The 13,419-nt window shown below is 65.2% G+C and carries 15 protein-coding genes; 9 read left to right on the top strand and 6 right to left on the bottom strand.

Annotation, left to right across the window (positions count from 1 at the left end):
* Positions 1 to 66: 66 nt before the first annotated feature.
* Positions 67 to 783 (top strand): CerR family C-terminal domain-containing protein, encoded by a 717-nt coding sequence (locus tag ACOABP_RS22805; RefSeq protein WP_474227926.1) that lies wholly within the window; start codon positions 67 to 69, stop codon positions 781 to 783.
* 392 nt (positions 784 to 1,175) lie between these two features.
* A complete protein-coding gene (locus ACOABP_RS22810) occupies positions 1,176 to 1,595 on the top strand; it encodes a copper resistance protein CopQ (RefSeq protein WP_474227927.1) in 420 nt (139 codons plus the stop codon).
* A gap of 190 nt (positions 1,596 to 1,785) precedes the next feature.
* Here the strand turns inward: ACOABP_RS22810 and ACOABP_RS22815 are convergent, their stop codons facing one another.
* Entirely contained in the window at positions 1,786 to 2,079 is a 294-nt protein-coding gene (locus ACOABP_RS22815) for a hypothetical protein (protein WP_474230592.1), read from the bottom strand.
* A gap of 128 nt (positions 2,080 to 2,207) precedes the next feature.
* Between ACOABP_RS22815 and ACOABP_RS22820 the strand changes: the two genes are divergently transcribed.
* A complete protein-coding gene (locus tag ACOABP_RS22820) occupies positions 2,208 to 2,669 on the top strand; it encodes an ion channel (protein ID WP_474227928.1) in 462 nt (153 codons plus the stop codon).
* 262 nt (positions 2,670 to 2,931) lie between these two features.
* Positions 2,932 to 3,792 (top strand): MipA/OmpV family protein, encoded by an 861-nt coding sequence (locus ACOABP_RS22825; RefSeq protein WP_474227929.1) that lies wholly within the window; start codon positions 2,932 to 2,934, stop codon positions 3,790 to 3,792.
* A gap of 33 nt (positions 3,793 to 3,825) precedes the next feature.
* On the opposite strand, the gene ACOABP_RS22830 is transcribed toward ACOABP_RS22825, so the two are convergent.
* A complete protein-coding gene (locus tag ACOABP_RS22830) occupies positions 3,826 to 4,491 on the bottom strand; it encodes an alpha/beta hydrolase (protein WP_474227930.1) in 666 nt (221 codons plus the stop codon).
* A 141-nt stretch (positions 4,492 to 4,632) separates the two neighbouring features.
* Positions 4,633 to 4,944: a hypothetical protein gene (locus ACOABP_RS22835; protein WP_474230502.1), complete on the bottom strand. Its 312-nt coding sequence runs from the start codon at positions 4,942 to 4,944 to the stop codon at positions 4,633 to 4,635.
* A 190-nt stretch (positions 4,945 to 5,134) separates the two neighbouring features.
* Here ACOABP_RS22835 and ACOABP_RS22840 point away from each other — a divergent pair, with 190 nt between their 5' ends.
* Both ACOABP_RS22840 and ACOABP_RS22845 read left to right on the top strand, forming a co-directional pair.
* Positions 5,135 to 5,410 (top strand): hypothetical protein, encoded by a 276-nt coding sequence (locus ACOABP_RS22840; RefSeq protein WP_474227931.1) that lies wholly within the window; start codon positions 5,135 to 5,137, stop codon positions 5,408 to 5,410.
* A gap of 180 nt (positions 5,411 to 5,590) precedes the next feature.
* Entirely contained in the window at positions 5,591 to 6,763 is a 1,173-nt protein-coding gene (locus tag ACOABP_RS22845) for a diguanylate cyclase domain-containing protein (RefSeq protein ID WP_474227932.1), read from the top strand.
* On the opposite strand, the gene ACOABP_RS22850 is transcribed toward ACOABP_RS22845, so the two are convergent.
* A complete protein-coding gene (locus ACOABP_RS22850; protein WP_474227933.1) occupies positions 6,733 to 6,918 on the bottom strand; it encodes a hypothetical protein in 186 nt (61 codons plus the stop codon). The genes ACOABP_RS22845 and ACOABP_RS22850 overlap by 31 nt on opposite strands.
* A 334-nt stretch (positions 6,919 to 7,252) precedes the next feature.
* Here ACOABP_RS22850 and ACOABP_RS22855 point away from each other — a divergent pair, with 334 nt between their 5' ends.
* Both ACOABP_RS22855 and ACOABP_RS22860 read left to right on the top strand, forming a co-directional pair.
* Positions 7,253 to 8,698 carry a catalase gene (locus ACOABP_RS22855; protein ID WP_474227934.1) on the top strand — a complete coding sequence of 482 codons (1,446 nt, stop codon included), beginning with the start codon at positions 7,253 to 7,255 and terminating at the stop codon, positions 8,696 to 8,698.
* A 121-nt stretch (positions 8,699 to 8,819) separates the two neighbouring features.
* Positions 8,820 to 9,311: an ankyrin repeat domain-containing protein gene (locus ACOABP_RS22860; protein WP_474230503.1), complete on the top strand. Its 492-nt coding sequence runs from the start codon at positions 8,820 to 8,822 to the stop codon at positions 9,309 to 9,311.
* Positions 9,312 to 9,326: 15 nt separating this feature from the next.
* Here the strand turns inward: ACOABP_RS22860 and ACOABP_RS22865 are convergent, their stop codons facing one another.
* Positions 9,327 to 10,085, bottom strand: a complete 759-nt coding sequence (locus ACOABP_RS22865; RefSeq protein ID WP_474227935.1) for an SDR family oxidoreductase — start codon at positions 10,083 to 10,085, stop codon at positions 9,327 to 9,329.
* A gap of 241 nt (positions 10,086 to 10,326) precedes the next feature.
* On the opposite strand from ACOABP_RS22865, the gene ACOABP_RS22870 reads away from it, so the two are divergent.
* On the top strand, positions 10,327 to 11,796 hold the full coding sequence (locus ACOABP_RS22870) for an MFS transporter (RefSeq protein WP_474227936.1): 1,470 nt from the start codon (positions 10,327 to 10,329) through the stop codon (positions 11,794 to 11,796).
* Between the two features lie 55 nt (positions 11,797 to 11,851).
* Here ACOABP_RS22870 and ilvA read toward each other — a convergent pair whose 3' ends face one another.
* Positions 11,852 to 12,961 carry a threonine ammonia-lyase, biosynthetic gene (ilvA, locus tag ACOABP_RS22875; protein ID WP_474227937.1) on the bottom strand — a complete coding sequence of 370 codons (1,110 nt, stop codon included), beginning with the start codon at positions 12,959 to 12,961 and terminating at the stop codon, positions 11,852 to 11,854.
* Positions 12,962 to 13,419: the final 458 nt, after the last annotated feature.

Below are 13,419 nucleotides of genomic sequence, written 5' to 3' on the forward strand. Positions count from 1 at the left end.
TTCCACTTGGAATAAATCTGTCAACTGATATATTTCAGCTTGTTCATTTCGGGGAGGCACGTCGACATGGCGCGACACAGGCCAGCGGCCGAAGGCGGCTACCAGCGCGGGGAAGAAACCCGGGCACGGATTATTGAAGCAGCGATGCGCCTGTTTGCCACACATGGCTTCGACGGCGCATCCACGCGGGACATTGCCCGCGAAGCCAGCGTGAACGCCCCGGCGCTGCAGTACTACTTCGACAACAAGGAAGGCGTGTACCTGGCCTGCATCGACTACTTCGTCGAGCGCGCCTGGGCCATGGTGCAGGACGTGGTGGCCGGGGCAGAAGACCTGCTGGCCCGGACCGATGCGGCGGATACGGAACTGATCGACGCCTACCTGGCGTTGCAGTCACGGTTTGCCAACTTCCTGTATGAGTGCCCCGAAACCGACCACTGGCGCCAGTTCATGGCGCGCGAGCGAGCCGGCCTGGGCCCGCCCACGGCCTTCGAGCGCATCGACGCGGGGATCAACCGGCGCCTGTTCGCGCTGACCTCGGCGCTGATCGGCCGCCTGACCGGCAAACCCGCGTCCGACGAAACCACGCGTATCCGCACGGTAGCCATCGACAGCCAGATTGCGGCCTTCAAGGTCATGCGGCGCCACGTGCTCCGGGCCCTGGAATGGGACGGCTACGGCGAAGGGGAGACCCGCCGGGTGCAGGATGTGTTGCAGGAACACACGCGCATCCTGCTTCTGGGGCTCGTTGCGCTGCGCGATGGAGCATCGCGGCAAAAATAGAGGAAATCCTCTAATCGATCGAAGAAGAGCGATAGCCATCGCTCTTTTCGCTTGTGATTCAACGACTTGCAGCATCCCCCCGGCACTCCTCGCATCGCCTGACGCTGCACATTTGGAACTTTTACGATTGTGCTTTGCAAAAACCCCTTGCTTGTCTATCTAGTAGTAGATAATATTCAAGCCATGGACGACGCCAAGCAGCAAGAAGCAGACAGCAAGGCACCTTCCAGGCAACACAAGGCAGTGAACCAGTACCGGAGACGGTTCTTTTTTTAGCAGTCCGAATCTACCTACCAGTAGATAGTAGCAAAAAGAAATCGCCGACATCGCAACAGTTTTCTGGCCCCGCGAACCAACAATGTGATCGCCCGGCCCCAGCAAGGAGAGCCACCATGAATGCCAAGACCATCGTTACCGCCGCCGCCCTCGCAGCCGCTTTTGTGACCGGCGCCGTTCAAGCCGCCCCCGCCGTGCAGAAGGCCGGCGAAGTCTACGGTTACACCTTCCGCGTGCAGGATCAGCGCAGCGCGTTCACCGACGGTGCGCGCCAGGGCAAGTTCGACCCGTTCACCGAAGGCGCCCGCGTTGGCAAGGCTGACCCGTTCACCGACGGCGCCAAGGTTGGCAAGGCCGATCCGTACACCGACGGCGCCCGCATCGTGGCAGGTCTGGACCATGTCGGCGTGTCGGCCAGCCCGGCCCGCAAGGTCGACCCGTACTACGACGGCGCCCGCAGCGTGAACCAGCCGCGCAACCCGTTCTATGACGGTGCCCGCGCCCGCGACATCTACACCGACGGCGCCAACGCCTGATCCCCGCCCGATGCAGGCGGTCCACCAGCAGTAACCGGAGCCCCGATGGGCTCCGGCACTCTCTCCACGGAGCCCATCATGTCTTTCCGCAACAGCGCCCTGATCCTGGGCGGATGGCTGGCACTGAGTGCCGCCAGCGGAGCCGCGGCGGCACTCGTCGCCTCGGCCCTCTGAGCCGCCACAGGTTGTATTACCCGCCCGCCGGGCGGACCTGCAGCACGTTGATGTCGTCCATCAACGCATAAGGCTTGCGCAGCATGACCGCGTTCGGCAACGCGGCACGCTGCGCAGGCGTCAGCGACACTTCGCAGCCGCTCACGAAGATCACCCGCAGCGCGGGCAGGCGTCGATCGCCAGATCCACGCCTGACACGCAGCCCCCCACATGTCACGATCGATGCATTGCCGGCTACTACCGTCAGCCGGCCATGGCCGTTCATGGCGTCGCGCGCATTGATCGCCAGGTTCAGCAGCGCGTTTTCCACGTGGGATGGGTCGATACGCGCATTCCACAGCCCCGCACCAGCGCCTCGGCCCCGCGTCCGCCCCCGATACATTTACACCGGGCGAGCCGCCGTATAGTCTGGCCTTCTCCTAGCGCCCGATGCCTGCGATGGATGACACGCCACTCCGATTCCTGCTTGCCGTCACGCTTACCGGCACCCTGACCGTGCTAAGCGTCGGCATTCACTACGAGGCGCTGCGCCTGATCTCGGAATTCCATCCGAAACGGCTCAGCGGCAAGCTCAATATCGGCGCGGTGATCGTCCTGATCATCATCACGCATTGCATCGAGGCCATGGTGTTCAGCGCCGGCTACTGGCTCGGCACCGACGTGCTGAACATCGGCAAATTGACCGGCATGCGCGAACATGGTGCTATCGCCTATATCTATTTCTCGCTGGAAACGTTCACCACGCAGAGCATTGGCGATATCGTCCCGATTGGGCCCCTGCGGCTGCTGGCTTCGGTGCAGCCGCTGGTGGGCCTGATCCTGATCGGATGGTCGACCTCGTTTACGTTCCTGATCATGCGGCGCGACTGGCGCGGCGACGAACTCGATGCCAAGGACTAGGCGCGCGTTCCCCCTGCTGCATGGCAGGCACCATCGGCTGACGCCGAAATCGGCGTCCTTCCTACACGGTTGTGGGATAGCGGGAAGTTACCGGCGGCAGTCTCCGGTGAAAAGATAAGTTGCCGTCATCCAGATGGCCTGTTGTCCCGTTAGATGTCGATTCCGCCCCGGCAACGGGGTAACAAGAAGACCGGAGAATCAAGTGTCGACCATCCCGGATAGCGAGCCGTCGTGGCGCGTCCCTTTCCCCCAAATCCCCTCGATGGCAGCCCGCGCCCCCCTGAGCCGCTGGCTGGCGTTGGCACTGCTGGCCGTCCTGGCCCTGCTTTGCATGCCGCGAGCCCACGCCCAGACCCCGGCGCCGCTGGCCGAATGGCAGTACTCGGTAGGGGTTCCGCTGGAGAAAATGTTCGAGGGCGAGCCCGAGAAATGGGAAGTGCGCGTGGGCGCCGCAGCCAGCATCCGGCCGTACTACGAGGGCACCACCAACTATTACGTGCTGGCCGGCCCGGTCATCGACATCCGCTACCGCGACCTGGCCTTCCTGTCCACGGGCGAAGGCCTGGGCTGGAACATCATCCATACCAGTGACCTGCGTGCCGGCATCGCGCTGACCTACGATTTCGGCCGCCGCGAGAAGCACGACCACGACCATCTGGGCGGGCTCGGCAATATCGGCATGGCGGCGGAGACGAAGCTGTTCGCCGAGTACGTGATTTCCAAGGAATTTCCGCTGGTGATCCGCGCCAACGTGCGCCGTCAGTTCGGCGGCGCCAACGGCGTGATCGGTGACATCGGCGCCTACATGCCGCTGCCGGGCAGCAACGACAACTTCTTCTGGTTCGCGGGCCCCACCATGACCTTTGCCGATTCGGCCTACATGAGCCGCTGGTACGGCGTCACGGCCGAGCAGTCGGCGCGGTCGGGCCTGCCGCAACACCATGCCGGGGCGGGCATCAAGTCCTACGGTGGAGGTGTCTCGGCCATGTGGTTCTTCAGCAAGCACTGGTTCACGACGGCCGACGTGGGCGTGTCCGCGCTGGTTGGCGATGCCCGCAACAGCCCGGTGACCTCGCGTTCCACCAGCTGGACTGGCGATATTTCGATCAATTACCAGTTCTGACCCTGCCCGCCCGGGCAGCGCCGGCCGTGGCCGTCAGGCTTCCGGCCGGCTCAGGTATTCGTCGACGACCTGGCGCAGCCCCGGCAGCTTGCCGGTAAAGAAGTGGCCCGCGCCCGGCAGCACCACCACCGGCAGTTCCTGCGGCCGCGCCCAGTTGAAGATATTGGCCAGCGGCACGCGCTCGTCGCGCTCGCCATGCACGACCAGCGAGTGGGCCGGCACGGCGGGCGTGTCGTAGGACAGCGTTTCAGACAGCGCGCCGGCCGGCATGCCGGTCAGGATCAGGTGGGCAACCGACTCGCCGTCCGCCGCCAGTTGCGCGGCGGCGCGGGCCTGGATAAAGCCGCCGAACGAAAAGCCGGCCAGCGCCAGCGGCAGGCCCGGATGTTCGGCCCGCAACTGGCGGATCACGGCCAGCACATCGTCGGTTTCGCCATTGCCATCGTCGTACTGGCCCTCGCTTTGCCCCACCCCCCGGTAGTTCGGCCGCAGCGTCAGGAAGCCATGCGCCTGCAGCACGCGGGCCAGCAACTGGGGAATCTTGTGCTCGGCGGTGCCGCCCTGGCTGGGGTGCGGATGAGCCACCACGGCAATGCCGCGCGGCGCGGCATCCGGGGTATCGATCAGGACTTCAAGTTGTCCGGCGGGGCCTGCGATGAACTGGCGGGAGGATGCTGCAGTCGTGAAAGACGAAGACATTGAAAGGCGGTGACAGGCTGGAAGTGGGCATGCCCGGCAACGCGTGCGGGCACTTGTGCATGCGCAGCATACCCCCGGCCAGACCCGGCCGGCAACGTCGGGATCCGGCTGCCTGGGTTGGCGCCGGACCCGCCGCGAGAATCAATGCGGATGATCGGCCCGGATGACCGAAGCAATTTCCTGGCGCCGCACGCTGACCACGTCGTCCAGTTCCAGCCCTTCGGCCACCACCAGCATTTCGGCGCCGCGATTGATGGCATAGATCACGCCATACCAGAGATCGGGTCCCGCCACGGCGTTCAGGCGGATGTTGAACTCGGTCTCCAGGTCCTGGCTGTAGACGGTCACCAGATCGCCGACCTCGGGCATGGCGGCCTCCTCCGCCAGCAGATATTCCCGGGCCGCCACGGTCAGTGGCGTCTGCGCAATGCCCCGCGCAAACCTCGCTTGCATCATTGTCTCCTGCACGTTGTTTTCCCTGTAAGGATATAAGCGCAGTCCGAAAAGGCACGGTAAACCTGCCGCGCCAGGCCCCGTGGGCCGCGCCGGCGCCGCTTTTTCCTGTCCCCGTCTGGTGCGAAGATGACATGCCGGACGCCGCCCCGCACAACCCTCCACCGCCTGGCCGACTGGCCGTTTGCCGATGTCCGACTCAGCGCAGGACCTTCTCTTCTGCTACCCGGACAGCGTCTACTTGCCCCGGCATTTCGGCGGGGCCGACCGCATGAACGTGGTCGCACGGTTGGCCGCGGACGTTCTGGACGACCGGGCCGCCCGGACCCTGCCCTGGGCCGTGGAATGGCACGCCGGGTTCTCGGCCGATGCCGGCATGCTGCACCGCCACATCGACTATCGCGGCCCCACCATTGCGACGCTGGCGGCCGCCCTGGCCGGGCCCGGCCAGCTGACCCGGCCATGATCGGCGGCGCCGTACGCAGCGGCCGCCATGACCCGCAGGACCTCAAGAAGGTGTGGCATTGCCTGGCCCGCTTTGGCAATCGCAACGTGCATCCCGGGTTCCGCTGACGCCACCCCCCGTGGAAATACCCCCCTTCCCGGTGCCTGCGGCGTTACGTGGCTCTGGCAAAATGCATGGGCAATGACGCAACGCTATTCCCCAATGTTCCTGTCGGGCCAGGTCTACAGTGCGCCGCGCTGGCGTTTCACGCGCTGGCTCGCGGAGCCCGGCCGGGACGTGCCTGCCGAAATCCGCGAGGCGCTGGTAGGCAGCCTGTTCGGCACGCTCTCGATTTTCTTCGGCGGCATTATCAATACGCTGATGGTGGCCACGGTCATCACGCTCCATCTGCGCCGCCCGGAATTCGTGGCCTGGCTTGGGCTTGAGATCCTCATCTGCCTGTCGCGCGTGATCGTGCTGTTCCACGCGCGCCGCGCCTCGCGCGCCGGACGCTCAACCCCCACCGACTGGCACATGTGCCTGACGCTGGCCTGGGCCACCAGTGTCGGCCTGGGCGCGTACCTGAGCGTGGTCAGCGGCGACTGGCTCAGCGGCGCCATGGCGTGCCTGTCGGCCGCGGCCATGTGTGGCGGCATGTGCTTCCGCAACTATGGCGCGCCGCGCATGACGGCGCTGATGATCCTGCTGAGCCTGGGCCAGATCTGCGCGGGCGCACTGGTGGCCCACGAACCGCTCTTCCTGCTGACGCTGCTGCAGCTGCCGGTTTATGTCATCAGCATGACCAGCGCGTCGTTTCGCATGAATGCCATGGTGGTGGCGACCATGCGCTCCGAGCGCGAAAACGCCCATCGGGCCCGCCACGATTCCCTGACCGGGCTGCTGAACCGGTCCAGCCTGCTTGCCGAAATCCGCGAGGCCAGCGTCCATCGCATGGCCGCCGGCCGCTACCTGACGCTGCTCTATATGGACCTGGACGGCTTCAAGCCGGTCAACGACTCGTTCGGCCACGGCAGCGGCGACGAACTGCTGATCCGCGTGGGCGAGCGCCTGCGCGGCGCGGTGCCGGGCCGCGGCCTGGTCTATCGCATCGGCGGCGACGAATTCGTGATCGTGCTACGCAATGAAAGCACGCAGAGCGTGCAGGCGCTGGCGCATGACCTGCTGCGCGAAGTGAGCGCACCCTATCTGCTGTCCACCGGCCACGAGGCCCGGCTCGGCGTCAGCATCGGTATTGCACACGTGCGCCCCGAAGGCCTGACCGCTGACGATATCCTGCACCTGGCCGACCGCGCCCTTTACCGGGCCAAGGCCCAGGGCAAGGGTCAGTTCCAGTTCGCCACGTCCGACGACTGACGCCCATCGCCCTGCAGGCCGCTGCGCACGGGCCCTCGCCGCAACTCACGGGACGACACGCGGGACGACAGCCGGTACTGGCACACGAACAGCACGATCAGTGCCAACAGGGCAATCAACGCAATCCCGATCCGAAACGCCATCCACATCGTCATGGCAGGCTCCAGGCTGTCTGGTCATGTCTCCAGCCTATGGATTCCGCCGTCCAGTTACTGAAAAGATCCGACTCGGCAATATCAAATTCGTGTCAAAAGGGTGACCGGCTTTTGGACGACAGCATGCAGTGCATAGCAAAACTCTTAATTCAGTAACCTAAAAGTCTGATGGCCTATCGCAGTCATTGATCAATACGATATGACTTGTCGCAGTCCATCTGCGATAGTTCAATCGACTTCCGCCGGTGCATCGCGCCATCGGTGTCAGCCTAGTCAGACCCACAATCGTCCAGGCGGGGCCCATCAGGCCTTGCCGTCTGCATCAAGGAATCCAATGAAAAAGCTCACGACCGCTTTCGGCGCGCCCGTCGTCGACAACAACAACATCCAGACTGCCGGCCCGCGCGGCCCGGCCCTGCTCCAGGATGTCTGGTTCCTGGAAAAGCTCGCCCACTTCGACCGCGAAGTCATCCCCGAGCGCCGCATGCATGCCAAGGGCTCGGGTGCCTATGGCACGTTCACCGTCACGCACGACATCACCAGGTACACGCGCGCCAACCTGTTCTCGGAGATCGGCAAGAAGACCGATCTCTTCCTGCGCTTCTCGTCGGTGGCCGGCGAACGCGGCGCTGCCGATGCCGAGCGCGACATTCGCGGCTTCGCCATGAAGTTCTATACCGAGGAAGGCAACTGGGACCTGGTGGGCAACAACACGCCGGTCTTCTTCCTGCGCGACCCGCTCAAATTCCCCGACCTGAACCACGCCGTGAAGCGCGACCCGCGCACCGGCATGCGCAGCGCCGAGACCAACTGGGACTTCTGGACCAGCCTGCCCGAGGCCTTCCACCAGGTCACCATCGTCATGAGCGACCGCGGCATTCCGCGCAGCTGGCGTCATATGCACGGCTTCGGCAGCCATACGTACAGCTTCATCAGCAAGGACATGCAGCGCCACTGGGTGAAGTTCCACTTCGTAACCCAGCAGGGCATCCAGAATCTGACCGATGCCGAGGCCGCCGAAGTCACCGGCCGCGACCGCGAATATCATCAGCGCGACCTGTATGAAGCCATCGAGCGCGGCGAATTCCCGCGCTGGAAGCTGTTCGTACAGGTCATGCCCGAGGCCGACGCCGGCAAGTATCGCTACAACCCGTTCGACCTGACCAAGGTCTGGTCGAAGAAGGACTACCCGCTGATCGAAGTGGGCGTGCTGGAACTGAACCGCAATCCGGAGAATCATTTCGCCGAGGTGGAGCAGGCCGCGTTTGCACCGTCGACGATCGTGCCGGGTATCGGCTTCTCGCCGGACAAGATGCTGCAAGGCCGCCTGTTCTCGTATGGCGACGCCGAGCGCTATCGCCTGGGCGTGAACCATCACCTGATTCCGGTGAACTCGCCGAAGGCCGCGAAGTACGTCAACAGCTATCACCGCGATGGCCGTGGCCGCACCGACGGCAACGCGGGCGGCACCATCGGCTACGAGCCCAATACGCGCGGCGAGTGGGCTGAGCAACCGGATTTCCGTGAGCCGCCGCTGTCGGTCGAAGGCGCCGCCGACCACTGGAACCACCGTGTCGACGACGACTACTTCTCGCAGGCAGGCGACCTGTTCCGCCTGATGTCGCCGGCCCAGCAGCAGGCGCTGTTCGACAACACCGCCCGCGCCATCAAGGGCGTATCGAAGCCCGTGCAGCAGCGCCACATCCTGCACTGCACGCAGGCCGACGCGGCCTACGGCGCCGGTGTCGCGGCAGCAATCGAGAAGATCGAAGCGAAGTAAGCCCCCTGGGCGTTTGCCTCTCCCGCCCACGGGAGAGGCCCGGGGCAGAGGGCGGGCGCGTCCCGCCCTCTCTACCACTGCAAGACGAGAGCATCAGATGGATCAAACCCAAGCCCCCACCATGACCGCCGATGAAGAAGCCCGCATGATCGCCGCGCTGGGCCAGGTGTTCGACCTGGCGCGCAATGGCGACGTGGCCGCGCTGGCGGCGCTGATCGAACGCGGCATGCCGCCGAACCTGCGTAACGAGAAAGGCGACAGCCTGGTGATGCTGGCCGCCTATCATGGCCATGCCGATGCGCTGCGCATGTTGCTGACCGCCGGCGCGTCACCCGACACGCGCAATGCGATGGGACAGACACCGATTGCCGGGGCCGCCTACAAGGGCTATCAGGAAATCATCGAAATCCTGCTGGAGCATGGCGCGGACGTCGAAGGTGCATCGCCCGACGGCCGCACGGCGCTGATGGTGGCGGCGATGTTCCAGCGTGCGGAGATCGTCGAACTGCTGAAGCGCCACGGCGCCGATCCGGAGGCACGCGACGAGCGCGGCATGACGGCGGCCGACGCCGCCGCATTCATGGCCGGCCGCACGGGACGGCCGGCACAGTGATTCGCAGATAGCCGGTCAGCCGCGCCCGACGAACGGCATCTTCGTCGCCATCACGGTCATGAACTGCACGTTGGCGTCGAGCGGCAGGTTAGCCATGTGCAGCACCGAACTGGCGATATGCGCCACGTCCATCAGCGGTTCCGGCCTGATTTCGCCGTTGGCCTGCGGCACGCCGCGCGCCATGCGGTTTGCCATGTCGGTACCCGCGTTGCCGATATCGATCTGGCCGCAGGCAATGTCATAGGCGCGGCCATCGAGCGACAGGCTCTTGGTCAGGCCCGTAATGGCATGCTTGGTCGCGGTGTAGGGCACCGTGTTCGGGCGCGGCGCATGGGCCGAGATCGACCCGTTGTTGATGATCCGGCCGCCGCGCGGGTCCTGCGCCTTCATCAGCGCGAACGCGCCGCGGGCGCACAGGAATGCGCCGGTCAGGTTGGTATCCAGCACGGCCTTCCACTGTTCGAACGACAGCTCGTCGATGCCGATGGCCGGCGCATTGATGCCGGCGTTGTTGAACAGCACATCCAGGCGGCCAAAGCGTTGGCGCACTTTTTCGTACAACGCATCCACCGACGCCGGATTGCTGACATCGCATTGCACGGCCAGTGCCGTCTGCCCCGCCGCCCCGGCCTGTTCGGCCAGCGCTTCCAGCGTTTCGGCGGTGCGGCCCGCCAGCACTACCTGATAGCCGTCGGCCAGCATGGCCTGGGCCACCGCCTTGCCGATGCCGCGCGCTGCGCCTGTGACCAATGCGACCTTTGCCTGCTTTGTCATGCTCGGTGTCTCCGTTCTCGATGGGGTTAAGCAAGTGCTGACATGATGGTCATCGTACAACACACGGCGAGGCACTGGGACATTCAGCCAAGGTTTCTCATGGGCACGGCGGGTGCAGTTTTAAAGATATAACAACAATGCATTTGGGCTGGCGAGGCGGTTGTCGTACGATTCGACGCTGACTGGGCGAGTGCTGGGAGGCGCTCGCCTTCCATTTTCCAGCGCCCTCGAACAAATACAAATGTCAGTCGATCTTGCCCTGTCGCCCACCGGTGCACAGGCTTCCGCCCAGACGGCCACGCCGTCCAAGGCCGTTATTCGCTCCGCCGCCGATGTGGCGCGGCTCGTCAACGATGGCGGCGCCGCCGTCAGCAACGCCCGCATCGTGGTAGCCATCGCGCTGGGCGGCATTTTCCTGGACGCCTATGACCTGGGCGCCCTGGCCTTCGGCCTGAAGGACGTCACCAAGGAATTCGGCCTGACACCGGCCGGCACCGGCATGGTGGCCTCGGCCATCACGTTTGGTGCGATTGTCGGCGCGTTCCTGGGCGGCTATCTCACCGACCGTATCGGCCGCTACCGCGTGTTCATGGCCGACATGCTCTGCTTCGTGATCGCCGCCATCGCCTGCGCACTGGCACCGAACGAGTATGTGCTGGCCGGCGCCCGCTTCGTGATGGGCCTTGGCGTCGGTATCGACCTGCCCGTGGCCATGGCCTTCCTGGCCGAATTCTCCAAGCTCAAGGGACACGGCAACAAGGCCGCGCGGGTGGCGATGTGGTGCCCCACCTGGTATGCGGCGATCTGCGTCTCGTACCTGCTGGTGCTGGGCTGCTACTCGATCCTGCCGGAATCGCACAGCGGCCTGCTGTGGCGCATCATCCTTGGCTTCGGCGCCGTGCCGGCGTTGATCATCATTGCCGTGCGCAGCCGCTACATGAGCGAATCGCCGGTGTGGGCCGCCAACCAGGGCGACCTCCAGGGTGCCGCCAGGATTCTGCGGAAATCGTACGGCATTGATGCCGAGGTAGCCCCCGATGCCGTGGTGGAACCGCCCAAGCGCCCGGCGTCGTGGCGCAACTACGGCCTGCTGCTCAAGGGCGTGTACGCGCGTCGTACCGTGCTGGCCACGGTCATGTCGATCGCATCGTCGTTTGCCTATAACGCGGTGGCCTTCGGCCTGCCGGTGATCATCGCCAGCTTCCTGGCGCAGACCATGCTGACCACCATCCTGGTGTCGCTGGCGCTGAACCTGCTGTTCGCCTTCGTCGGCGGCCTGATTGGTGTGCACCTGGTGCCCAAGACCGGCGCCTGGAAGTTGACCGTCACCGGCTACGCGTTCCAGTTGGCCGCGCTGCTGGGCCTGGCGCTGGTGGGCAAGCCCGCCGGTGGCGTGCAAGTGGTCATTGCCATCTCGTTCCTGGCGCTGTTCCTGCTGGGCCAGGGCTTTGGCCCGGGCGCGCATACCATGACCTATGCGTCGCTGAGCTACCCGACGTCGCTGCGCGGCGTGGGCGTGGGCTTCAACCAGACGCTGATGCGTGGCAGTTCCACCGCGTCGCTGTTCCTGTTCCCGGTGCTGGCCGCCGCGCTGTCCACCAAGGTGTTCTGGGTCATCGCCCTGGCACCGCTGGCGGGCCTGGTGGCACTGCTGGCGATCCGCTGGGAACCCGCCAACTACGACGTGGACGCCGAGGACTTCCAGTCCTGATATCGACCGCCAGCCAGCGCCCGTGCAACCCGGGCCGCCGGCTGGCGTGGATGCCCTAGCGGGCGGCGGCCTCCACGGCCTCGGCCCGCTCCGCCACGATGCGCAGGCGGTCGAAATTCATGTTCGCCCCCGACGTGATCGCCACCAGCGCCTGCCGCGCGCCTTGCGGCTGGCGGCCCGCATACTGCTTCAGCCCCGCCACGGCCAGCGCGCCAGCCGGTTCCACCAGGCTCCGGGTGTCCTGGAAGATGTCCTTGATGGCCGCGCATAGCGCATCGGTATCCACGGTCAGCACCCCATCGAGCAGATGCCGGCAGAGCCGGAATGTCTCCTCGCCCACGCGCTTGACCGCCGTGCCATCGGAAAACAGCCCCACCGAATCCAGCGTCACGCGTTCTCCGGCGGCCAGCGAGCGCGCCATCGCGCACGAATCCTCGGTCTGCACGCCGATGACCTGCACCTCAGGCCGCACCGCCTTGATATAGGCCGCCACGCCGGCCGCCAGGCTGCCACCGCCAATCGGCACGAATACGGCATCGAGCGCGCCACGATGCTGGCGCAGGATTTCCATGCCCACCGTACCCTGGCCGGCGATCACTTCAGGATCGTCAAAGGCCGGGATGAAAGTCAGCGCCTGCTCGCGCTGCATCGCCATCGCGTGGTCGTAGGCGTCGGAATACGACTCGCCGGCCTGCACCACCTCCACCATGTCGCCGCCGTGGGCCCGCACGGCATCCACCTTGACCTCGGGCGCGGTCTGCGGCACCACGATCACGGCCCGCACGCCGAGACGCGCCGCCGACAGCGCCACGCCCTGGGCGTGGTTGCCGGCCGATGCCGTGATCACGCCGCGCGCCAGTGCATCGGCCGGCAGGTTGGCCATCTTGTTGTAGGCGCCGCGCACCTTGAACGAGAAAACGGGTTGGTGATCCTCGCGCTTGAGCCAGACCTGGTGGCCCAGCCGTGCGGACAGCGCGGGCGCCAGATCGAGCGGCGTTTCGCGCGCCACGTCGTAGACACGGGCCGTCAGGATCCGCCTCAGGTAGTCATCTGCATCGATCGCATCGGCATCTGCGCGCAGAAATGGAGTAGCAGCGGAGGAAGCTGCGCCGGCAGCGGTGTACCGGGTGTGGGCGGGGACGGCGGAAACCGTGGATTGCGGCATGGAACGCTCCTGTCTGAAGTCGGGGGTCCCCAGGAGGCGGCCACAAAAAACCCGCCTCGTTGGGCGGGTTGTTGTTGTCTGTTCCGGACGCGCGCTAACCCACCATTCGAGGAATGGTGCGAATAATCGCGATGATGGTCAGGCCGAAACAGGTCATGGCAGCGAGTGTCACGGATTTATGCATATTGTGTCAATCCTGACGATGTTCGGCCGCACGGCGGCGCCGGCCGCCTGTTGCAGCCGCGCCGATTCCCGCAATCCGTTTCTCCGTGCGGTGTTCAGGCGGACGCAAGCTCGTATTAGAATCGCCGTTGTCGTCACGTCGGGCCCCGCAGAAGCCAGAGGTCATGTTCCGGGTTGGATATCCGCCCCGGACTGGTTTTCTCCCACGGGCAACCGGCGCTTCAGTTTTACAAGAATCCATCCGATATCTGTCCTGCGTCCACGGGACTTCGGGC

It is taken from the genome of Cupriavidus sp. HE11 (assembly GCF_056097175.1).

Coding starts and splice junctions, on each gene's coding strand:
- ACOABP_RS22805 (WP_474227926.1), top strand. CDS start 67: ATGGCGCGACACAGGCCAGCGGCCGAAGGCGGCTACCAGCGCGGGGAA.
- ACOABP_RS22810 (WP_474227927.1), top strand. CDS start 1,176: ATGAATGCCAAGACCATCGTTACCGCCGCCGCCCTCGCAGCCGCTTTT.
- ACOABP_RS22820 (WP_474227928.1), top strand. CDS start 2,208: ATGGATGACACGCCACTCCGATTCCTGCTTGCCGTCACGCTTACCGGC.
- ACOABP_RS22825 (WP_474227929.1), top strand. CDS start 2,932: ATGGCAGCCCGCGCCCCCCTGAGCCGCTGGCTGGCGTTGGCACTGCTG.
- ACOABP_RS22830 (WP_474227930.1), bottom strand. CDS start 4,491: ATGTCTTCGTCTTTCACGACTGCAGCATCCTCCCGCCAGTTCATCGCA.
- ACOABP_RS22835 (WP_474230502.1), bottom strand. CDS start 4,944: ATGCAAGCGAGGTTTGCGCGGGGCATTGCGCAGACGCCACTGACCGTG.
- ACOABP_RS22840 (WP_474227931.1), top strand. CDS start 5,135: ATGTCCGACTCAGCGCAGGACCTTCTCTTCTGCTACCCGGACAGCGTC.
- ACOABP_RS22845 (WP_474227932.1), top strand. CDS start 5,591: ATGACGCAACGCTATTCCCCAATGTTCCTGTCGGGCCAGGTCTACAGT.
- ACOABP_RS22850 (WP_474227933.1), bottom strand. CDS start 6,918: ATGACGATGTGGATGGCGTTTCGGATCGGGATTGCGTTGATTGCCCTG.
- ACOABP_RS22855 (WP_474227934.1), top strand. CDS start 7,253: ATGAAAAAGCTCACGACCGCTTTCGGCGCGCCCGTCGTCGACAACAAC.
- ACOABP_RS22860 (WP_474230503.1), top strand. CDS start 8,820: ATGACCGCCGATGAAGAAGCCCGCATGATCGCCGCGCTGGGCCAGGTG.
- ACOABP_RS22865 (WP_474227935.1), bottom strand. CDS start 10,085: ATGACAAAGCAGGCAAAGGTCGCATTGGTCACAGGCGCAGCGCGCGGC.
- ACOABP_RS22870 (WP_474227936.1), top strand. CDS start 10,327: ATGTCAGTCGATCTTGCCCTGTCGCCCACCGGTGCACAGGCTTCCGCC.
- ilvA (WP_474227937.1), bottom strand. CDS start 12,961: ATGCCGCAATCCACGGTTTCCGCCGTCCCCGCCCACACCCGGTACACC.